At 43.3% G+C, this 20,813-nt stretch carries 19 protein-coding genes and 2 tRNA genes; 7 read left to right on the forward strand and 14 right to left on the reverse strand.

The window, feature by feature from the left end; translation table 11 throughout:
• Positions 1 to 105 precede the first annotated feature (105 nt).
• Complete coding sequence (locus HM003_06375) at positions 106 to 2,013, forward strand: hypothetical protein (GenBank protein ID MBX5328958.1); 1,908 nt, start codon at positions 106 to 108, stop codon at positions 2,011 to 2,013.
• A gap of 160 nt (positions 2,014 to 2,173) precedes the next feature.
• A complete protein-coding gene (locus tag HM003_06380; protein MBX5328959.1) occupies positions 2,174 to 4,051 on the forward strand; it encodes an ATP-binding protein in 1,878 nt (625 codons plus the stop codon).
• Between the two features lie 5 nt (positions 4,052 to 4,056).
• Here HM003_06380 and HM003_06385 read toward each other — a convergent pair whose 3' ends face one another.
• From HM003_06385 to HM003_06405, 5 genes are read right to left on the reverse strand one after another with little or no spacing between them, the layout of a single operon-like run.
• Positions 4,057 to 4,818, reverse strand: a complete 762-nt coding sequence (locus HM003_06385) for a GNAT family N-acetyltransferase (GenBank protein ID MBX5328960.1) — start codon at positions 4,816 to 4,818, stop codon at positions 4,057 to 4,059.
• Between the two features lie 58 nt (positions 4,819 to 4,876).
• Positions 4,877 to 5,866 (reverse strand): pyruvate ferredoxin oxidoreductase, encoded by a 990-nt coding sequence (locus HM003_06390; GenBank protein MBX5328961.1) that lies wholly within the window; start codon positions 5,864 to 5,866, stop codon positions 4,877 to 4,879.
• A gap of 14 nt (positions 5,867 to 5,880) precedes the next feature.
• The gene (porA, locus tag HM003_06395; GenBank protein MBX5328962.1) at positions 5,881 to 7,113 is read right to left on the reverse strand and encodes a pyruvate ferredoxin oxidoreductase; all 1,233 of its coding nucleotides are present in this window, start codon (positions 7,111 to 7,113) and stop codon (positions 5,881 to 5,883) included.
• A 17-nt stretch (positions 7,114 to 7,130) separates the two neighbouring features.
• Entirely contained in the window at positions 7,131 to 7,415 is a 285-nt protein-coding gene (locus HM003_06400; GenBank protein MBX5328963.1) for a 4Fe-4S binding protein, read from the reverse strand.
• Complete coding sequence (locus tag HM003_06405) at positions 7,406 to 7,957, reverse strand: pyruvate synthase subunit porC (protein MBX5328964.1); 552 nt, start codon at positions 7,955 to 7,957, stop codon at positions 7,406 to 7,408. Before HM003_06405 ends, HM003_06400 begins: the two co-directional genes overlap by 10 nt.
• Positions 7,958 to 8,168: 211 nt before the next feature.
• Between HM003_06405 and HM003_06410 the strand changes: the two genes are divergently transcribed.
• On the forward strand, positions 8,169 to 9,659 hold the full coding sequence (locus HM003_06410) for a B12-binding domain-containing radical SAM protein (protein ID MBX5328965.1): 1,491 nt from the start codon (positions 8,169 to 8,171) through the stop codon (positions 9,657 to 9,659).
• Positions 9,660 to 9,722: 63 nt separating this feature from the next.
• A tRNA-Asn gene (locus HM003_06415) sits at positions 9,723 to 9,825 on the forward strand.
• A 49-nt stretch (positions 9,826 to 9,874) separates the two neighbouring features.
• On the opposite strand, the gene HM003_06420 is transcribed toward HM003_06415, so the two are convergent.
• A complete protein-coding gene (locus HM003_06420) occupies positions 9,875 to 10,459 on the reverse strand; it encodes a hypothetical protein (protein MBX5328966.1) in 585 nt (194 codons plus the stop codon).
• A 267-nt stretch (positions 10,460 to 10,726) separates the two neighbouring features.
• A complete protein-coding gene (locus HM003_06425; GenBank protein ID MBX5328967.1) occupies positions 10,727 to 11,317 on the reverse strand; it encodes a hypothetical protein in 591 nt (196 codons plus the stop codon).
• Positions 11,318 to 11,491: 174 nt separating this feature from the next.
• Here HM003_06425 and HM003_06430 point away from each other — a divergent pair, with 174 nt between their 5' ends.
• Positions 11,492 to 11,833 carry a hypothetical protein gene (locus HM003_06430; GenBank protein ID MBX5328968.1) on the forward strand — a complete coding sequence of 114 codons (342 nt, stop codon included), beginning with the start codon at positions 11,492 to 11,494 and terminating at the stop codon, positions 11,831 to 11,833.
• Between the two features lie 55 nt (positions 11,834 to 11,888).
• On the opposite strand, the gene HM003_06435 is transcribed toward HM003_06430, so the two are convergent.
• Positions 11,889 to 12,224, reverse strand: coding sequence for a hypothetical protein (locus HM003_06435; GenBank protein ID MBX5328969.1), 336 nt, complete (start codon positions 12,222 to 12,224; stop codon positions 11,889 to 11,891).
• Between the two features lie 127 nt (positions 12,225 to 12,351).
• Positions 12,352 to 12,816 (reverse strand): aspartate carbamoyltransferase regulatory subunit, encoded by a 465-nt coding sequence (locus HM003_06440; GenBank protein MBX5328970.1) that lies wholly within the window; start codon positions 12,814 to 12,816, stop codon positions 12,352 to 12,354.
• A 136-nt stretch (positions 12,817 to 12,952) separates the two neighbouring features.
• On the opposite strand from HM003_06440, the gene pyrB reads away from it, so the two are divergent.
• Complete coding sequence (gene pyrB / locus HM003_06445; GenBank protein MBX5328971.1) at positions 12,953 to 13,873, forward strand: aspartate carbamoyltransferase; 921 nt, start codon at positions 12,953 to 12,955, stop codon at positions 13,871 to 13,873.
• Positions 13,874 to 13,897: 24 nt separating this feature from the next.
• Here pyrB and HM003_06450 read toward each other — a convergent pair whose 3' ends face one another.
• Complete coding sequence (locus tag HM003_06450; GenBank protein ID MBX5328972.1) at positions 13,898 to 16,111, reverse strand: ArsR family transcriptional regulator; 2,214 nt, start codon at positions 16,109 to 16,111, stop codon at positions 13,898 to 13,900.
• A 107-nt stretch (positions 16,112 to 16,218) separates the two neighbouring features.
• Here HM003_06450 and HM003_06455 point away from each other — a divergent pair.
• A tRNA-Pro gene (locus HM003_06455) sits at positions 16,219 to 16,323 on the forward strand.
• 15 nt (positions 16,324 to 16,338) lie between these two features.
• Here HM003_06455 and HM003_06460 read toward each other — a convergent pair.
• Genes HM003_06460 through HM003_06475 form a run of 4 tightly spaced genes read right to left on the reverse strand, consistent with a single transcriptional unit; the run spans position 16,339 to position 20,523 of the window.
• Positions 16,339 to 17,325, reverse strand: a complete 987-nt coding sequence (locus HM003_06460) for a fructose-bisphosphatase class II (GenBank protein MBX5328973.1) — start codon at positions 17,323 to 17,325, stop codon at positions 16,339 to 16,341.
• A 35-nt stretch (positions 17,326 to 17,360) separates the two neighbouring features.
• The gene (locus HM003_06465; GenBank protein ID MBX5328974.1) at positions 17,361 to 18,464 is read right to left on the reverse strand and encodes a dipeptide epimerase; all 1,104 of its coding nucleotides are present in this window, start codon (positions 18,462 to 18,464) and stop codon (positions 17,361 to 17,363) included.
• A 42-nt stretch (positions 18,465 to 18,506) separates the two neighbouring features.
• Complete coding sequence (locus HM003_06470; GenBank protein ID MBX5328975.1) at positions 18,507 to 19,799, reverse strand: ABC transporter permease; 1,293 nt, start codon at positions 19,797 to 19,799, stop codon at positions 18,507 to 18,509.
• Entirely contained in the window at positions 19,792 to 20,523 is a 732-nt protein-coding gene (locus HM003_06475; protein MBX5328976.1) for an ABC transporter ATP-binding protein, read from the reverse strand. Before HM003_06475 ends, HM003_06470 begins: the two co-directional genes overlap by 8 nt.
• Between the last annotated feature and the right edge of the window lie 290 nt (positions 20,524 to 20,813).

Consider the following 20,813-nt stretch of genomic DNA (forward strand, 5'->3'; position numbering starts at 1 on the left):
TGTTTATTTACATTTTCTGAGGTTTGGAAGTTGAAGGGTAAAGGTTGTGGGTTGGTGGCAAGGTTTTTAGCTTCTTTGAGTTATTGTTGAACTGGTGAGTGATGTTTGTCTTCGTTGAGTGATTCGGTTACGCGGACTAGCAATATGCTTAGGTTGGGTGCTTCTAGGCAGGTTTTGGATTATGAGCAACGCTTTTCGTGTCTCAAGAATCTTTATGACAGTTTGCTTTCAAACCTTGTGATAACTGATTTGAATCCGGAAGAAGCGTGCAAAACAGCCAAAGAATTTTTCGGCGCTTCGAAGGTTCGTTTTGCTGGAATAGACGGGACAATGTATTCGCGTCCGTTGTTTGATTTGGTAATTTTTTTCGGTGGTGCTTACGCTTCTACGGGCACGATAATTTTTTCTGAAAAGGACAAGCCTAAGGTGGAGTATGATGAAAGAACGGTTCAGCAGGGCGCTGGCATTTCAAGCGTTGTGCCCGTTTACGTGAATGAAGTTCCAGAGATAGACCAGACTTTTTTTGAGGTGAGACAGCCGGATGAGGTTAACTTGGATAGGTTGTTGACTGATGAGTCGATTATTAATAATGCTACGATTGCGAATTGGATAATGACTTTTGCCGAGTATTATCTTGCTTATAAGTTTGCTACTGATTCGGAGCGTGAAGTGCGTGTTATTTTTTTGGATAGGAGTTTGTCTGTTGAGCGGGCGAGTTTGCTTTATGATACTTCGAGGAGTGATTTGTGGAAGGCGAAAAGTAGCATCGTTGGATACGAGGTTGATGGCGAATCCTTTGACGTTAATGATTTGACTATTGCGCGACAGTGGATTTGTAATCAGGCTTTGGGTTTGCCACCTGCGAGAGCTGATTATTTGCGTTATGCAGTGGTTGATTTAGCCAAGCGAAAAGTAGCTTTAACGGTTAAGCAGGTTTTGGCGGAGTTTGGGATAACTGATGAGAAAAGAGCCAAAAGGGTGGAAAGATGTGTTAGGCATCTTGTTGAAAGGGGAATATTAACTGAGAAACATGGAAATTACGTTTTGAATCCGAAGTATGTGACTACGTGGGAACGTGTTAGAAAGCTTGTGACAAGTCTTGGTGACCGTTTCTTTTTTGCTAAAAAATTGGAGACAGAGACTGCTAATTTGATGAAGATTGTGAAGGGTGGTAAGGAGCATTGGTTGACGACTCTTGATATTGCGTTTTTGACGCTTTTTACTCTGCATTTGCTTATGGAGGAGTGCTGGAAAAGGCGTATTCTGCTTGTTGGCATTACGAAGGATACCGCCGCGAGAGATTTTAAACGGCAGTTAATTCCAATAATGCAAAATGAAGGTTTATTGAAAACGAGCATTTCGCGGGAAGTTTTTGATAAGCTGCCAAACACGGACCGTATGATATTGCAGTCTGCGAGTATCTTTAACCCAGAAAAGATTAAGCCGCCATGGAGCTTAATCGAGTATGATTCTGCTTTTAGGACGATGGTTTCGGATAGGCAGAACCGTAAGGGTTTCGTTTCTGGCGCGATAAAGAATAAGATTGGACTTGAGAAGGTTTTTGTTAAGACTTATGTGCAGTTAAGCCAAGCTAAAACGGACCCTTTGTTGCGGAGTAATGTGTTGCTTGTTGACCGTTTGGTTTATCCAGAGTATGATTGTAAGCCTGAGAGTGTTGTGAGGTTTTGGAATGAGCTGAGTGATGGCACGAGGGAGCCTTTGGAGGTGATTTTGTTTAGGGATAAGAGCGTGCCTAATAAGTTGCAAGGTTTGGTTTTGAGTGTTTTGGCGGTTATGGCGCCTTCGAGTATTCCTGAAGCGTTTGGGCATAATAAGGCGTTGTTTGTTGCTGATAAGATTGCGAAGTGGAATTATGGGCAGTTTAAATGTGTTGTGGATACTACGGCTGATTGGATATTGAATAATCATAAGTTGAGGAGGTTCATTTTTTACATGAGCACTTTTAGGGAGAGAAGAGCGTCAATAGAAGCGGCAAGGAGAGAGCAGGGTTAGTATGTGCGTGTTCTCTCTGTGTGGCAAGTTAGTACCCCCCTTATAAATACCTTGAATTTCTGGTTAGAACTTGAGTATAATGCTCTTCTGTATTGGACGAGAATAGCTTAAATTGAAAAAGTAATCTATACACATCATAATTTCAGAGGCGAACAATGTCTTGAATGCGCGGAGAGAAAACACGTTGAACACGTTTTGTTTTACAGATTTTGACGGCAAGTTTCACGCGAGACTGGCTGCGGTGATTCCGAGATATTTTGGTGCTGCAGAAGAGTCGAAGCTTGCAGGCACAAGTGCACGTTATCAGTGCCGTGTCAAAGTTGAGTATCAGAAGGATTTGATGGGCTTGCTTGAGGAAGGGATGCTTTTGGCTGTTAAGAATTTTAAACAAGCGGGACAAGGCGAAGAGCGTTTTACGCTTATGGAGATTAGCCGTGTATGGCCGGAACATTTTGGTTTGCGTGGGTTGTCTGACCATGGCTACTATCCCATGCAGTTTGAGATTATTGAACAGTCGGAAGAGGATTGGCAGACGGATGACAAGTCTACGATGATGATTCAGATAGACGCAATACCAATAAACTACGATCTAATCTTGAACGAGAAATGCGATTTCCAATTTGTTAAGGGCTTTTCTTATCCAGTTGTGGGAAGCAAAGTCTACCTATTAAACAGCGAAATGATAAATCGCATGTACAACCAAAAAATAGCTCAAGCGTTCGGCATCGACCCGTCCAAAACTGTGCAAGACGCAAGAAGCGACCCAAGGCTTGGCTTGATAAAAATGTTCCAAGCAAGCGAAACGGTGATTCCCATTTACGTGGACTTCGAAAAGCTTGTGCGTTATCATTTTGGCGTTTTTGCTTTCACCGGCGGTGGAAAAAGCAATTTGATGTCAAACATTCTGCGAAGGATTCTACTACACACTAGCGATACGAAGGTTTTAGTTTTTGACATAAGCTGTGAATACGTGTTCTTGCTTTTGGATTTGCTTGCTGACCCTGCTTTTCCAGCGAAGGTTGTCATGGAAAACAAAATTGAATCTTTAGAGCAGTTCTTCAACTCTGTCGTGAAGCCCAGAGAGTATGAGGCAGACGAGCGAATCAAAGCGGGACTAGGGCAGATAATGAAGCAAGGCAAACTCGCTTATTACAGAAGACCAAGACGCAAAGTTCCAACATACAGCCAGTTCATGGACGAGCTCAACGAGCAAAGAAGAGGCGCATCAGACAAGCCTAACTACATTAACGCTATTGACGAGATTCACGACGCAATTTTAGCGTACATGGAAGAACACAGCGCCATGGAAAATCAGGAAGTAACCGAAGACTTCGTCAACTACATCGATGAAGTTGCAAGAGCCAAAGTTGAAGAGTTTAAAGTTCACGAAAAAAGCGGATTATACGCGTGGGGAACAACAAGAAACATGCTCATCGACAGAATAAGAAGGAAAGATGAAATTGAGGAGACAGACACGGGCGGTTTAGCAATCGAAAAAATCAGAGATTTGCTAGAAGACAAGAAGACAAGGCTTGTTTGCATTTCTATTGCTGACCCCTACACAATAAAAGATTTAGTGTTAACCCTAACACAGGATTTGCTTGTTCGTAGAAAACGCCGATTCCAAGTTAAACCCTACATACTGCTCGTTTTCGACGAAGCGCAAGAGTTTATTCCAAGCAACGCATCTGGCATAGAAGCCAAATGCTCCATGCATGTTGAAACTTTGCTTAGGCAAGGCAGAAAATATGGCTTAGGCGCATGCATAGCCACGCAACGTGTTGCTTATCTGAACACGAACGCACTGCAGCAACTTCACACCTATTTTGTTGGCACTTTGCCGCGTCCATACGACCGTCAAGTAATAAGCGAAACTTTCATGCTAGACAAAGGCATACTTGAAAAGACTTTGGAATTTGCGCCAGGCGAATGGCTCTTGTCAAGCTACATTGCTACTGGCATGGAAAATGTGCCCATATTTATAAAGGCTGATAATGCAGAAAACGAAATAGAAAAATACCTAAAAGAAAACAGCTAAAATTTTCATGTTCTTATGGAAAGGTATGTCCTATATGGTTTGAAGCCTACTTTTGAGTATGCACGGATGGCTGGAGCATTGTCCGCTATGACATGAATCAACGCAATTGGAGACCTCTTCAGAATCTCTTGAACAAGTGCGGAGACAATCGACGTAGCGTATCCCATGTTTCTGTAACGTTCTTCGGTGGCTACTACTCCGATGTTACTTGCAAAATTCACGAATCGTGTGTTTCCAACGGAAACAGGCTTTCCTTCCTTTTTTATTCCAAGCCAAAACACGTTTCCCCATCTCTGTTTCAACTGTTCAGCTGTAATTTCGCCCCACCATTTAGGGTCACATCTCCTCATAAGAGCTGCTACTTCTTCAGCATCTTCAACATTAAGCCTTACAGGAGTTTCAGTTAAGCGAACATGTTCCTCTCCCCGATTCAAATGCATCAGCACCATGTTCTGCTTGACACGTGGCTTATATTTCTGGCAAATAATATCTTCGCAGTCTGGCGGCGCCTGCAACTCAACCTTCTCAAGATTAGCATACTCGAGCAATTTCTGCACAGCCTCCCGACTACCCCTAAACTGTGTAATATAATCAGCGAAAATCAAAAGCGACCCTAAAACTTTGTTTTGCTCAATTGCCAAGAATATCTTCGTTTGTTCCTTGCGTTGAGCCCAATCAAGTATGAAAAAATAGTAATCTAAAGGGTCGCAGTTCACGTGGTCCCAGAACATCCGTTCGTAGCCTTCAGCCACAGAAACAATTTTCATAGTGGAATCTCCAAACAGATAATAAAGCGTAAGGCGGAAATAATAAAGTTTGAGAATTTCACGCTGTTGTCTTTGCCCGCTGCTCCACTCCGCATTTTTTGAGTAGACGTTTCCACCGTTCATCTGTTACTCGCTGAATTTCCTCGGTTAATTTCTCAAATTTCGGCGTGAACAAATGCCTAAAACGTCCTTGCACTTGCAAATACTCCTTGACTGGCTTCTTCTTTTGTGGAGCTAAAGCGAAAACTTTGCTCGGTGTTGAAAGCTGATAATCGCCGTTTACGGCTTCCCACAACGGAAATATGCATGTTTCTACTGCCAAACGCGAAAGCTCTATAGACTTAGCTGGGTCGCTTCTCCATCCACGCGGACAAGGCGCAAACACATGCAAAAACGCTGGTCCATTCACTTCTAAGCCTTTTCTGACCTTCACAAGCAAATCACGCCAGTAGTAAGGCGAAGCCGTAGCTACATAAGGCATGTCATGAGCCACCATAATATCGGCAATGGGTTTTTTATGCTCTAACTTGCCCGGAATAACTGTGCCGGCTGGCGAAGTGGTTGTTGAAGCGCCTAATGGTGTTCCTCCGCTGCGTTGTATGCCTGTGTTCATGTAAGCCTCATTATCATAGAGCACGTAGAGAAAGTCGTGTCCTCTTTCAACCGCGCCTGAAAGCGCTTGTATGCCAATGTCGTAGGTGCCGCCGTCTCCTGCCAAGGCAATAATGTCTACATGCTCGTGCTTAATTCTTCTTTTCTTCTTCAAAATCTTCAATGCAGCGTCAATTCCCGAAGCATTCGCAGCAGCATTCTCAAACGCCGTGTGCAGCCACGGAACAGCCCAAGAAGTGTACGGATAAATCGACGAAACAACCTCCATACACCCTGTCGCATTCGTAACTATTGTGGGTCCTCTAACCGCTTTCATTATTAGTCTCAAGACGGTTGCTGGTCCACAACCCGCGCATGCTCTGTGTCCCGAAAGGAACAAGTCTGGTTTTTCAGCGATGTCTTTTGCGGTGAATTTCCATTCAGTTTCTGTTTGCATATTTTCATCTCCTCCTATTCTCTTAATCCCAAATGCTGCACGCGTGTTTCAACGCGTTTTGTTCGCAGAATCTTCTGTAAATCCTCGTAAATCTTGCGAACCTGCATTGGACTGGTGTCTCTTCCGCCTAAACCGTAAATGTAATTTACAATGTAAGGATGCTTTTCAGCGTCATAGAGTGCATGGCGGACTTCATGGAAGACGGGTCCGCCGTTTCCGCCGAAACTCATGCTTCGGTCCATAACAGCCACAGCCTTCACATTTTTCAACGTATCAACTATTCTTTCAACGGGTAATGGTCGGAAAGTGCGAATTCTAAGCAATCCAGCCTTGACGCCTTCCGCTCTCAACTCGTCCACAACAGCTTTCACGGTGCCCGCCGTTGAGCCTAAACAGACAATGGCTACTTCCGCATCCTCAACATGGTACGCATCAACCAGTCCGTCTCCGTAGCTTCTGCCACTAATCGCGGCGTATTCTTTGTTTACGTCTTGAATTACTTTCAAAGCATTTTTCATGGCTTCTTCCTGTTGCCGCTTAAACTCAAAATAGTAATTCGGCAACGCTATCGGACCCATACTCGTTGGATTGTTTGGGTCAAGCTTAAACGGAACAGTTTTGCCCTCATGATTCGTGACGTTGATGAACTTGCGGGTTCCAACAAACCTTTTAACCGCATCATCCGAGAGCACATGCACGTTTTCTAACGTGTGGCTCAACGTGAAACCATCCAAACCCACAATCACAGGCAAAAGCACATCTGTGTTTTCAGCTATCCTAAACGCTTGAATAACCGAATCATACGCTTCCTGCGCGTTTTCAACGTAGATTTGTATCCATCCGCTGTCACGTTCCGTCATAGTGTCAGAGTGGTCGCCATGAATATTCAATGGCGCAGACAAAGCTCTGTTTGCAATCGCCATGACCACGGGTGCGCGGCATCCAGAAGTCACAAAGAGCATTTCATGCATCAAAGCTAAGCCAGCTGAAGCGCTGGCTGTGAAGGTTCTTGCACCGGTTACTGACGCTGCTAAGCAAGCAGTTAAAGCGCTGTGTTCGGATTCTGTGCATACAAATTCGGTTTCAACTTCGCCGTTGGCAACGTACTCGCTGAATCTTTCCACGATGATGGTTTGCGGAGTTATTGGGTAAGCTGCTACGACGTCAACGTCTGACTGTTTAGCGGCGAAAGCGACTGCTTCGTCTCCGTTTAAGGCTAAAACTTCCTGTTTAACAACACTTTTCATTTTGTCATACACCTTCCCTATTCAAGTTTCATTTCTATCGCTTTGGCTGGACACTCGTTAGCGCATATTCCGCAGCCTTTGCAAAAGTTGTAGTCAAATTCTATGTCTCCTTTTTCAGGCTTCCAGTGTATTGCGCCGTCTGGACAGAAAAGTACGCATAATAAGCATCGCGTGCACTTTTCTAAATCCCTCACGGGTTTGTAGGTTTTCCAGTCTCCAGTCAAAAATTGAGTGCTGGCTTTCCAGCATACGCCTGCCGGAGAAATTTCTTTCCAACTTTTTTCTTTTGCTGTCACTCTGATTTTACCTCCTCATAAGCTTCTTTTATTACCGCAAAATTTTTCTCGGCAAGGTCTTTTCTGAATCGTTCTTTAACGACTTTTTCGATGCTTTCTAATTTGACAATTTCCGTAACGCGTGCCACGGCTCCGAGCATGGCTGTGTTGCCTATGGGCATTCCTAAAATTTTTATTGCTATTTCTGTTGCGGGAACACTCCACACCTTACCTTTATTTGAGTTGAGCATTTTTCTAATTTCTGTTGGAGCGTCTTTCGAGTTAACTATGATTGTTCCTTCTCTACCTAGTCCTTCGGCGACAGGAACGGTTTTCAGTAGTGTAGGGTCGATTACGGCTACGATGTCTGGATTGTAGACTGCGCAGTGAATTTTTATTGGTTCAGTGCTTATTCGCGTAAATGCTGTGACTGGCGCGCCCATTCTTTCTGGACCAAACTCGGGAAAAGATTGAATGTATTTTCCTTCATGAATAGCCGCGCGTGCCAGTAATTCGCTTGCTGTCCATGCTCCTTGGCCGCCTCTTCCGTGCCATCTAACTTCCATGATTTTTTTCAATTTTTTGTTCTCTCCATTGGTCTTTCAGCTTAATTGGGAAGTCTAACATATACCTTTTTCTCAGTAAGAGGGAAAAAGAACATGGCAATGAGTCGTGAATAACCATGCAAGGTCAAGCTGTTACCATAAGCATTAAGTAGAAAGTGCATCAAAATTTAAATCTCTAAAATTTGGAATTAAAATATTTGGAGCCGACGGCGATTTGCCAAAGAAACAAGCCAACAATGGCAAGATAATATTGACTGCTGACCGAACCTTGATGAGTGATTACCATAAAAACATATTCTTAGGATTCGGAACTTGTGCTCCACCCAACTTTCTTCCCGACTGGTTTTATAGTTGGCTCTTTTTCCCGCCGATTAAGACAAGAAAGGGCATTCCAGAAGCTGCGCCGTATGGCTTAAGGAAGGTTGAGGCTCAGCTTTTAAGTGAAGGTTTTGATGTTTTGACTGTGTCGCCGTTGCACGTGAGTGAGTACATTGACGAGGCGAAGGTTTTAGGAATTCACGTGATGGACCCTTTCGGTTTAGGTCCGGCTTCAACCACTTTCGCTTTCGTTTTGAAAAAGGAGCCTTATCTTGCACAGCATTTTCGTGCGTTGTTGGCTACTCCGGAAATTAGGGAAGCTAAAAAACGTGGGTTAAAGATTATTGTTGGCGGTCAAGGTGTTTGGCAATTTTTGCATCGTCCAAAGTTTGTTGAAGAATACGGGATAGACTGCATAATTTCTGGTGAAGCTGAGAAAGTGGTGGGAAGAATTTTTAGGGCTGCCTTGAATGATGAGCCGCTTCCTAAGTATTATGAATCTACTGTTGAAGAAACGCCGAGTCTTGATGAGATACCCGATATTATGAAGCCTTCAGTTGATGGTTTGGTGGAAATTGGTCGTGGATGTTGCCGTGGATGCCAATTCTGTAGTGTGACTTTGCGTCCTTTGCGTTGGTATCCTGTTGAGAAGGTACTGCGTGAGATTGATGTGAATATGGAGAGCGGCTACACAAAAGGTGTAGCGCTTCATGCGGAGGATGTTATGCTTTACGGTTCCAAAAACACAATTCCGAATGACGAAAAACTCATAGAACTTCATGAAGTGGTTGCCAAGAAATGCGAGAGTGTAGGGTGGAGTCACTGTTCGCTTGCTGCAGTTGCGGCTAAGCCGAAGCTTCTGTCGAAGATTTCTGAAATTATTCTGCAGAAGCAAGCGTGGTGGGGTGCTGAGGTAGGAATAGAAACGGGTTCTGGAAGGCTTGCTAAGAAAATCATGCCTGCGAAAGCGCATCCGTTCAAGCCGGAAGAGTGGCCGGAAGTTGTGCGTACTGGTATGGGGTTGATGCATGATAATAAGCTTGTTCCAGCGTGTACGCTTATTGTGGGTTCTCCAGAAGAGACTGAGGATGATTTGGTTAAGACTGTAGAGTTGATGGATGACCTTAAGGGTGTTAGAAGTTTGATTGTGCCGTTGTTTTTTGTGCCTATGGGTAGGTTGAAGAATGAGGATTGGTTTAAGGAGACTGAGATGACGGAGCTGCATAAGGAGCTTTTGCTTAAGTGTTTGAATCATGGCTTGTACTGGATAAACGAGTTAATTGACATGTCGTTTACTGATAAATGGTATAGGCGTGTGATTCGGCAGTTCTACAGACTTTTTGCGGGAGTAGTTAAGTATAAAGTGAGAAAGGCTGGAATAGTTTAGAAGCTGTTGAATGACTAGACTTAAATACGACTGCAAAACCAAAATTCTTAAGCGCTCGTGTTTGCCGCCGTAGCTCAGTTCGGTAGAGCGGCTGGCTGTTAACCAGTCGGTCGTAGGTTCAAGAACAAGGAGGAGAAAACTCCTGTTGAAAATCCTACCGGCGGCGCTTTCAGCGTTCCTTTTTGATTAATTGTTGTTTGACAAAAAAGTGAGGGTTAGGGTGTTGGTGGGGGCGGTGGTGGAGGCTGAGGGGGCTGTTCTTGTGGAGTTGGAGCAGGAGCAGCTGGAGCTACTGGAGGCTTTCTCTTGCGTAGCATTATGGCTGCAGCAACTATCACCACAACTATGACTACTATGATGACTATCCAAATCCACCAGTCCAAGCCCAAGAAGCCAGGACCAAACAATCCTCCACCCCACATGTTAGTCTCTGCTGGAGTAATTGTATAGGTATAACCACTATAAGAGACGCTTGTTTCTAATAGTACTCCGGTCGCTTGGTCCCAGTATATTTGTCCTGTTCCACCTGAGTATGGGTCGGTGGCTGTGGCGTAAATTGCTGTTCTGCCATGGCGGGTTGTTACGCCTTGCACGCTAACGCCTTCCCCTGGAATCGCTTGTCCTGTGTTTAGATTTGCTGGAATTATGAAACCGTTCATTGTACCGTAACCCGTTGCAATGTCAAGCGTGAAATCTAATTGTTGTATTTGTTGACCAGACATTCCTACAGTGTAGGTTCCTGTGACTTGTGTTCCGCTGACACTCTGAATTGTTATTTTAATCCATCCTTGAGCCGACATTCCTCCGCCCGACATGGTGAAGTTATATTTTATCCAGTCTCCACTTTGACGCCTACAGTGTACTGTGCCATCGCAGAACTGCCCATCGATAAACAGAAAGCCAACACAAAAAGCAAGACTTTTGCTTTAACATTTTTCATAATTTCAACTCTACCACAAGCAGTAAGCACATTGTCCTTTTATAATTTATGCAAACCCCAGAACATAACCAACCAAAAACATTTCATAAAAGACGAATTTAAAAAGAAAAATGTGAAAGTTAAGCAGCTACACGTATTTTTTGCATTTGTAGCAGTACCAACGTTGATACTGTTCAATGTAGGTTAATGGTCCGCCACAGGTGGGACAAACTTGTGCTCCTGGCGGTGGTGGAGGCGGCGGTGCACGAAGCATCCCTTCGAATTTGAGGATAGCTGGCATTGGAATTGGACGATTTTCAAGCATTCCAGACAGATATCCACCAATAGGATAGAAAATTATACCCCACACGAAAATTAAAGCCCAAGCAGTCATCACTGTACCTGCGCCACCACCCGCAAGCGCAGCCATTGTCACGAAGACAAATAATGTGATGAAGAAGTGGACAATGAACGTCACAACGCCTGCGGCGAGTCCTTCCATTTCTTTCCTCTCTGTTTTATGTATTCTGAAGTTGAGATATCCAGCGACAAAGCCTCCAGGCAAGAACCCAAATATTCCTGAGACAACACCTAACGCGATGACTTCGCCCCACTTTGAATATGCAGCATAGAAAAGTATGTTGTAGGCAAGAGCGCCGACAATTGACATTCCCACTGCGAACCCGATTAGTCCAGCGGCAATGTAATCTTGTAAGTAGCCTTCTTCCTTTATACTCATACAATTTTCTCCTTACCGTTTTGAATAGCATTCTTTACCTTAAAGTATTTAACATTTATTTACAAACGTTAACAACTAAACGTTCAACTAAATTCTGAAACGGAAATTGACATAAAAGAAAAATCTTATAAAACCAATCAATACAACCACCTTAACCAAGGAAGGATTCAGAACATGGTTAAACAGGAAAAAGCAGTCACAAAAGACATGCTCGTCGGAATGCAAGTCATCGACGCCGAAGGACACATAGTCGGAACAGTAAAAGACGTCGCTTTTATGGTTGGAAAAATGGGCATATCCTTATACGTTGAAAGCAAGAAAGGAGGCGAAAGCCGAAACATCACATGGGAAGAAGTCCAAGCAGTCGGCGACTTCATAATATTAAAACCAGAACAACCCCAAGAAGCTCCTCCAGTTCAGCAAACTCCACAAGTTTGCCCAACATGTAAAGGTCCACTCACTTTCGTTCCGCAATATCAAAGATGGTACTGCTACAAATGCAAGAAGTATGCATAAACTCCTTTTTTATTTGTCACTAACTGCTATTTTCCGCTGATTCTCAGTTGTAGGGTTAGGTTGATTCGTAGGATGTATGCAGTTTATCGAAAATAGACACTTCAGCATTCTGCATCTGAGTTCTCGCTTCAGGCGCGCTAATGACTAGTGGACGTTTTTGTATGTGCTTGTATCCGCATCCGCACTCAAAACCTACTATCTTATTTCTTCGTCTAATTTCTTTCCATTTTTTGGCGCTGCACTGACCAATTTGTTTGTGTATTTTCCAAAGCATTCTTGCTTCAGCATGGGTTATTGGGGCGTAGTGTTTTGCAGAAGTGAAGTACCATGTGGCGTATATAACGAAGCACGTCCATAACGAGAATAAGAGTATTTCAATCAGGCTAAACATGTTTTTCTCACCTGTATTTGTGTTAGACACACATACTTTATGTCTGCTTCCAGACATATCTAACTTCAGAATATTCTATCTTACGATATAAGCATTATCTCAAATTCCGAATACCCAAACACCAACACTAAAACTGCTGAAGAACATCCTTCTTCTCCATGATATAACCACAATAATGACACTTCAAAAGCAAAGGCTCCTCACACTCTACATAAAACTTAGCTTGAACAGGCTCATTACTATTACTTATACAAGCCGGATTAGCACACTTAACAATATCCTCAATGACCTTCGGCAACTTAACCTCAAACTTTTTGACAACACCATAATCACGAATAATATTAATAGTCGCATGCGGCGCCAACAAAGCAATCTTATGCAGCTCCTGCGGCTTCAACTCTCTACCCTCAATCTTAACAATATCCTTCGCCTTAAGACGCTTACTCGGCACATTAACCGCAATAGTAAGCGTACCCTTCTCCTTCCCAGTAATCCCCAAAATCTTAACAACATCCAACGCGTGACCACCAGTAATATGGTCAATAACAGTGCCATCCTTAATCTTAGAAACACGCAACTCCGTTTCACTCACACGAAATCCCCCTTAAACAAGGCTATACAGAAGAATGCGCATAAAAGATTTTAACTTTTGCACTTGCACAAATGGTCATTCGCTTTGCTCATAAAAAGTTATTTAGGAGTTACGTAGATTTGTTCTGGGTGCAAGATTGGAGTTCCAAGGCAGAGACATAATCTCAATAAAAGATTTTTCACGACAAGAAATCGACTACATCCTAAAAATCGCACAAGCCATGGAACCCATAGCCGCCAAAGGCTCAGACATGCTTAAAGGCAAAATCCTAGCCACACTATTCTTCGAACCAAGCACACGCACACGCTTAAGCTTCGAAGCAGCCATGCACAAACTAGGAGGCTCAACAATTGGCTTCGCAGAAGCCGAAATCGCATCCGTAAAAAAAGGCGAAAACCTCGCAGACACCATACGCACAGTTGAAAATTACGCAGACGTAATCGCCGTGAGGCATCCGCTCGAAGGCGCAGCAAGACTCGCCGCAGAATTCGCAAAAATCCCAGTAATCAACGGCGGCAGCGGCGCAGAAGAACACCCAACACAAGCCCTTCTCGACTTATACACAATAAAGAAAGAAAAAGGAAAGATTGACGGATTAAAAATCGCTTTTGTAGGCGACCTTCGCTATGGAAGAACCGTCCACTCACTTGCATACGCTCTCTCACTCTACAACATCGAATTATACCTAATTTCACCAGAAACTCTAAAAATGCGCAGAGAAGTCCTACAAACAATAAAAGAAAGAATACCCGTAACAGAAAAAACCGAACTAGAAAAAATAATCCCACTGGTAGACGTTCTCTACGTCACACGAATACAAAAAGAACGCTTCCCAGACCCAGCCGAATACGCCAAAGTTAAAGGCTCCTACAAAATAAACTTAAAAACACTAAGCGACGCAAAAAAAGACCTAATAATTCTGCACCCGCTCCCACGAGTAGACGAAATAGCCTCCGAAGTGGACAACACCTCTTATGCGCGGTACTTCCAACAAGTCTGGAACGGCATAGTCGCCAGAATGGCACTACTAGCCTTAATTTTAGGCGCTGTAAAGTAACAATCTGCTTATTCCTTCAAAAATTTATACTGCCGCAAACTGGTCTAAGAACGCCAATGTGCTTACCGCCCCGCAAGAGGGACATTTCTGCAATCTTCCAAACCAGCTTCTTTTACAGTTGACACAATAGGTTAGTTTGCGATTGTACGTGAAAAATTCTAGGCTGCCGCTTTCAAAAATCTGTTTGGTTAAATCCATAAGAGCTTCCGGCTTATGCTCGACTTCTCCAAGCTCTATTACCGAAAAATATCCGCCAGCATCAAACATTTTGCCCAGTTTCTCTTCAACCTTTAAAGCAGCCGGAAGAATTTCATTCTCTTTGAGAATCAACTTACTTGCTGCTGAATAAAACGGCTTTTCCCGTGTTCCAGAAAAGCGCACTTTTGCAATACCATATCTCTCAATATCCAACTGTGCAAGTCTTTCAGAAGCTTCAACACTCGGCAATGCCGCCAAGGAAACATTTTTGCCATGTTTTATCACACTTTTGTTTGCATAATCTGAGGCTTGCTGGATTACTTCCTCAGCAAACGCCAAACTTTTCTCATCTTCATAAATACTCTTCCCAGAAAATATCTCAGCAGCCTCTTTCAAGCCTATCAAATTTATTATGCGAGAACAATTTTCAAGTCTAAAATACTGGTCGCCATTGACTTCTTGAGAGAGAAACGGAAGCAAACCTGCACAATGCTGTTTAAGCGCTCTATACTTAATCTCTAAAGCACGAGCTGCCATTTCTAACCGCTCTTTGAATATTTCCAGAAATTTCGCCTTATCTTTTCCAGATTCAACCGCTATTCGTGGAAGGTTAACCCCTACTTTCCCAAGACAGCCAGTACGCAGAGTGTCAATTTCCCAATCTCCACTAGTATCAGTTTTGAGCTTAAATCCGGAAGAAGAGAAAACAGATTCGTACTTGTTTCCTCCTAAAAGATTAGCAAAGTAGAATACGCCTTTTTCTGAAGCCAACTGATGCGCCTTTAAAAGCATTTTCTTTGCCTTTTCATCAGCAAACGCGTTCTCGCGCACCTTCAAGATTATCGCGGGATTAAACAGAGGCTTACGCAAGCTTTCTTCAATAAATATTTCAAAGATAAGCGAAGCTAAAAGTTGGCTTTCTTCAACAAAATCTCCATATTTACCTAACACTTTTCCATCAGAACCGAGAACTTGTTTTCCAGCAATAAAATCTGGGACTGTTAGCTCCAGGCCAAAAGACGCTTTTACATGCTGATTTACCTCAAGAATGAATAAACGCAAAGCCTCCTTAACCTCTGTGAGCTTTGCGTCTTTTGCAAAAGGCGCCAAAAAAACATTAAAATAATCAAAAGTTTGCGTTGCATCCACTTCTCTTGCAGAATGCAAAAGAACATTAAACGCAGTCGACAAAGCCGATTCCAAGCTGCTTGGAGAAGGTAAAGAAGACTTGAAAACGTTTATTCTTTCCAAATTGAAGCCATGCTGCAGGAAAAATCGCAAATCATGCATAATCTCGCTTGGCTTCAAAATCCACGAACCCAAACCTTCCACAAAAATTGAACCTGACAAATGCGCATCTGCAACATCTCTTGGAAACACATTCAAAAGCACATACTCTCTTAAAATTGTCTCTCCCAATTGTTCACCTACAGAACCCACTCGCCGAGCAGTTTTTTTCCCCTCTAACAAGCTGGCAACATCATACACAGGAAGCCCCAAACGCGTAAGCTTATGCCGATACTCCTCTAACCCCTTCTCTATCAAAACCGCATTCACAACCTCTCTCACAAGAGGAGCCGTCAAATACTTCGTTTTTGACTTTAACAGTCGCTTTTCAGCTTCTTTCGCCACCTTCTGCGCCAGTTCAGTCGGCATTTTCGCCTCTCTAAAAAGAGAGCTTGCAATCTTGTTCGCGTCAAACTCTTCTAGCGCAAAACGCGAAGTGCGTATAAGCATACTTTTTGGTTTCAAGGCTTTCTTCTCAATCTTATCTGCAACATCAATAACCATCTTGCCAAGCTCAGTTAAACAATACTTCTTCGCTTCCACATCCGCCTCAATCAAGTCAGCCCTAAGCAAAAACTTCAAATGATAAGCAAACCTTCCCGCATCCCTCGTAGGATTCATCTTCAAAGAACTCATCAACTCAGTGTAAGAAAGAGGTCCCCTATCAAAAAGCAAATTTAAAATCTGCAATCTAAGAGACGAAGAAACCGCTTTAAGTATTTTTACTCCTCGCACACGATGTGGAACTGACAAGTCTGCGTTAGCCTCCCCAAAGTGGTAAAGTAATATTACGAGGTAAAGGGTTTAAAGGTTAAGTAAGACTATATTTTTATGTTTTAAATGTAAAGATGAAGCATCAAGGGGCTGTCGGCTAGCTTGGTCTAGGCTTGGAGACTTGGGCTCTCTAAGCGCTGTGGCGTTTGCCACGTGCGGGAAGGACCCCGGTTCAAATCCGGGCAGCCCCATTTTTTCGCTGCGTTTTAGGTTAAAAAGTGCTTATAGACTGGGTGCCCTTTGAATCGTAGGTTTGTTTCGGATTTTTCTATTGTCCCGCTTGGCAATCTTATACAGAGAGAGCTGACAATTGCTCCGTTTTTAACGAATCTTACGCCGTCTAGGAGTTCGCCTTTTGTCACACCTGAAGCCGCAAAAACCAACTCGTTGCCTTTAGCTAGTTCGTCTTCAGTATATGCTTTTTCTACATCAATGCCTTCCGCTTCTAGCCTATCCAGCCTTTTTGGGTCATCTTTTTTGTCTTTCCACACTTTCACTAGCATTGTGCCGCCTAAACACTTGACGGCGGTTGCTGCGATTGTTGCTTCTGGGCCGGCACCTGCGCCTATGAGAAGGTCAACGCCTGAGCTTGGAATGCATGTAACAACTGCTGCTGCGATGTCACCGTCTGGAATGAGAATTATTCGCACACCTAATTTTCTAAGAATGCTAAGAATGTCTGCGTGTCTTTCACGCTCTAACATTATTACAGTGAAGTTTTCGAGAGGCAAGCCTTTTTCTCGAGCTACTGCTCGCACAATTTCCTCGACAGACATGTCCAGAGAAAGTTTTCCAGCAGAATGATGGTCTGTCGCCACTTTGAAATAGTATCCGTCGTCTGGAAGCACTTGAAAACATCCAGCAGGCGCGCATGCAAGAGCGGAAATGGCGTCTTTTCTGCCTTTGGAAGCGGCGGTTGTGCCGTCAACAGGGTCTACGACAAACTCGACTTTTGGACCTTTGCCAGTTCCCACTTTTTCTCTTTTTAGGAATGCTGGGGCGTTGTCTTTGGGTCCTTCGCATGAGATGACTTCTCCTTCCACATCCGTCTGCGCTAGGACAGCTCTGGAAAATTCTACGGCGTTCGCGTCTATCAAATCAGGGTTGCCTTGACCAATATGTAAGGCGGCGCCAACTGCTGCGGCTACTGTTATTCTGGTTAATGAAGGCGCTAAAGCCCTAAGAGAGACCATTTACCATTATGCTCCTATTCACGGTAATAGTTAACTTACTTGTAAATCATTTTCGGCTTTCCAAGCACTTGCTCATTTAACTCTTTTATGCCTAAGCCGTTTTCTTTAGGAAAAATTCGCATTGAATTTTTCACTTTTGTTCCGCCTTTTTTTGCAAGTTTGTCTTTCATTAAAATGTCGGAGTCAAGGTCTGCGTATTGTATGTTCTTTGTTGCAGCGGCGAGGTGAGTTCCGGCTGCTATGCCTATTTCCGATTCGCCCATGCACCCAATCATGCATGGTATGCCTGCTGCCTCAGCAATCTCGGCTATTTTTCTGCCTTTCAGTATTCCGCCGCTTTTCATCAGTTTAATGTTTATTAGGTCTACGGCTTCAGCTTGTATTAAGCGTAAGGCGTCTTTTGGTGAGTGGACGCTTTCGTCAGCCATTATTGGTATTGGCGAGTTTTTCTTGACTTCCCTTAAGCCTTCGGTGTCTTCGGCTGAGACTGGTTGTTCGGCAAATTGGATGTTGAATTTTTCCATCTTGTTTAAGGCTTCTATTGCTTGTTTTGGTGTCCAGCCTTGGTTGGCATCAATTCTTATCTGTATCTCTTCGCCTACTGCTTCTCGAATTAGTTTTATGCGTTCAAAATCTTCGTTGGGGTTTACTCCAACCTTTACTTTCAAGGCTTTGAACCCTTTTCTGAGGGCTTTAACAGCGTCTCTAGCCATTTCTTTAGGTGATTTTATGCTTAGGGTTAAGTCTGTTAAGACTTCGGTGCGGTATCCGCCGATTATTCTGTAGAGGGGTTTGCGGCAGGTTTTTCCTAGAATATCATATAGTGCCATGTCAATGGCTGCTTTTGCGGCAGGATTATCCTTCACAAGCGAATCCATCATTTCCACATCTTGCTCGATTCTAAGCGGACACATGCCGATAAGTTTTGGAGCAAATTTGCCCAGAACTTTTACGACTGTTTCTGGAGTTTCACCAGTCACCCGTCTAGACGGCGAGGATTCCCCCCATCCAATCACACCGTAATCTGTAAGTATTTTTACTATTACGTTGCGGCTTTCTGTGTTTGCGCCCGGTGCGATTCTGAAAGGCTCTTTATATTTTAAGGTAACCGTGTAAACTTCGATCTGCTGAATTCCCAATTATTGTCACCAGTTACAAGTTCACGTTTCTTTGGAAAAGCTTTACTGAAACTCTTCCTTAGGTGTCTTTTCGCGTTTTCTTAACCCCTTAAACTTTAGTTTTGCTGTTAGGATTTTTTCGGTTGCGAATAATCGTGAAGCCACATACATTACGACCAGCGTGAAAGCGGTAACGTAGACTATGCCAATTATGGCTGTCAAGTAGTCGCCCATTATGACTGCTTTCGACGTGATAATTGGGTCGCTGTAGGGAATAGCGTATAGAAGAATTTTCAAAGCGAGAGGCAACGTGTTAATGTCCAGATACATTAGGGCAAGCGCCGGAATGAATATCAAGGGGTAAATGTAGCCGACAATGGACTGCGCGCTTCTCACATCTTCTACAAACGCAGACACAATAACCGCCAACGCCAACGCAGAGAGCAAGGTGACAAAAAGCGAAATTCCCAAGAGCAAATAACCAAAAACTGACGGAACAAGCCCCAAAGCGGCTAGGTCTATAGACGTGCCCGCTGGGACCATCGACATTAAGGAGCCCATGTAATAGTTGAAGCCAACCATGTATGCTAAGGCGCCTATGCCTGCCACAAGAATTGTTCCTGACAATTTTCCCATGAGAATTGCAAAGCGGTCCATTGGTAAAGTTAACAGTGTCTCTAGTGTTTTTTCTTCTTTTTCCATTGCCACTGAGGTTGCAGCTATTTGCATAGAGTAGGTGAGTAGAATCATAATGGTGATTGGCATGGCTATTGCTTGTGAATACATTAGGTTGGTCAGCATGTTTGGGTCAACGCCTTCCACAATATTTCCTTTGATAATTGTTGACTTGTTAATGGTAACATAATCCGGAGCTTGTGCTCTGTTAAATTGGTAGATTAAACTGTCAATTACTGAAGAACCGACATTCTCAAAAAGACTGGTCCCCGAAAAAGCTCCGTAAAATCTCACATAAGCAGTTATGCTTTTGTTACTCTCATGTTCTTCTATTTTTACGCTGAAGTCGCTGGGAATTTCGATAAGATAAGTTGTGTTGTATTTCGCCAGCAGCTCCAGAATCGTGTTATTATCAAGAACTTTATTGTTTTCAACGGAAACTCTTGCTGAAGAATTGAGAAACGCTATTAGAGAGGTTGAATTGGTTCCTTCATCATTGTTTACGACAAGAATTGTTGCTTTCTGAGCTTGCTCTTGGGCAGACTGTATCGAATAACTCATTATGCTACCTAACAGAGGAAACATTAGCAATGGCACAATTATCATTCCCAAAAGTATTTTGGGGTCTCGGACAAGCTCTTTAAGCTCTTTAAACAGGAAATTTCCAAATCCCTTAAGCAAGCCCAATCACCTTCGCAAAAACTTCTTCCAAATTTGCGCTTCCAAACTTTTCTTTCAGTTCGCCGGGCTTTCCTTCAGCAACAACCTTGCCCTTGTTTATCAACGCGACTCTATCGCATACGTGTTCAACTTCGAGCATGTTGTGGCTTGAAAGCAAAACTGTTACGCCATGCTCTTTCACATACCGCTTGATTATTTCTCTAACATGATACGCGTGCAGAACATCCAACCCGCTTGTTGGCTCGTCTAAGATGGCGAGTTTAGGCTTATTCATTAAGGCTCTTGCCACGAGAAGCCTTCTTTTCATTCCTTTGCTGTAAGTTTTAGTCTTATCCTTTAAGCGTTCGCCCAAACCAGTTATTTCAGCCGCTTCATTAACCATTTTTTGCGCTTCATTCTTGCTTTCAGTGTTAAATTTGGCCATAAATTCCAGATACTCCCTGCCGGAGAGGTTTCGGTAAGCGCCTGCTTCTTCTGGAAGGTAAGTTATAATTTTGCGTACTTCAGCTGCTTCTTGAACAATATCCAACCCGAAAATTTTCATAGTGCCTGATGTTGGCAGAAGCAAAGTTGAAGCTATGCGCAGTGCGGTTGTTTTTCCAGCTCCGTTTGGACCGATAAGCCCAAAAATTTCTCCATTTTTTACATTAAAACTTAAGCCGTCCACTGCACGAATTTCACCGAAGACTTTAACAACATCCACTGCTTCAACAGCTAGACTCAAATTTTTGACACCGAGAGTTAAGCAATTTTGAGACTTTAAAAAATTTTGCTATAAGTCTTTCTTTAAACACCCAGTTCTGGGCTGTCTGAAAAGCTCAAACATGCTTATTTTCGTAAAATAAGCTTTTGGTGGGGGCTTATAGGTTAGAGCCCACGTTTGAACCCACGGACAAGTGGAAATGTCTCCCACAAACCCTTCTTTTTTTGTTTTACAAACGAACGCGCAGAGGACCAGCGTATATGCATGATGACTGCAAATGCAAACGTGATTAAGGCTTTAGGTTTCAGGTT

This window comes from Candidatus Bathyarchaeota archaeon A05DMB-5 (genome assembly GCA_019685655.1).
Classification (GTDB): domain Archaea; phylum Thermoproteota; class Bathyarchaeia; order Bathyarchaeales; family Bathycorpusculaceae; genus DSLH01.

Bases quoted from the DNA above. Each gene is read 5' to 3' on its own strand.
- HM003_06420 (MBX5328966.1), bottom strand. From the start codon at position 10,459: ATGTCGGCTCAAGGATGGATTAAAATAACAATTCAGAGTGTCAGCGGA.
- HM003_06435 (MBX5328969.1), bottom strand. From the start codon at position 12,224: ATGTTTAGCCTGATTGAAATACTCTTATTCTCGTTATGGACGTGCTTC.
- HM003_06390 (MBX5328961.1), bottom strand. From the start codon at position 5,866: ATGCAAACAGAAACTGAATGGAAATTCACCGCAAAAGACATCGCTGAA.
- HM003_06425 (MBX5328967.1), bottom strand. From the start codon at position 11,317: ATGAGTATAAAGGAAGAAGGCTACTTACAAGATTACATTGCCGCTGGA.
- HM003_06385 (MBX5328960.1), bottom strand. From the start codon at position 4,818: ATGAAAATTGTTTCTGTGGCTGAAGGCTACGAACGGATGTTCTGGGAC.
- HM003_06430 (MBX5328968.1), top strand. From the start codon at position 11,492: ATGGTTAAACAGGAAAAAGCAGTCACAAAAGACATGCTCGTCGGAATG.
- porA (MBX5328962.1), bottom strand. From the start codon at position 7,113: ATGAAAAGTGTTGTTAAACAGGAAGTTTTAGCCTTAAACGGAGACGAA.
- HM003_06460 (MBX5328973.1), bottom strand. From the start codon at position 17,325: ATGGTCTCTCTTAGGGCTTTAGCGCCTTCATTAACCAGAATAACAGTA.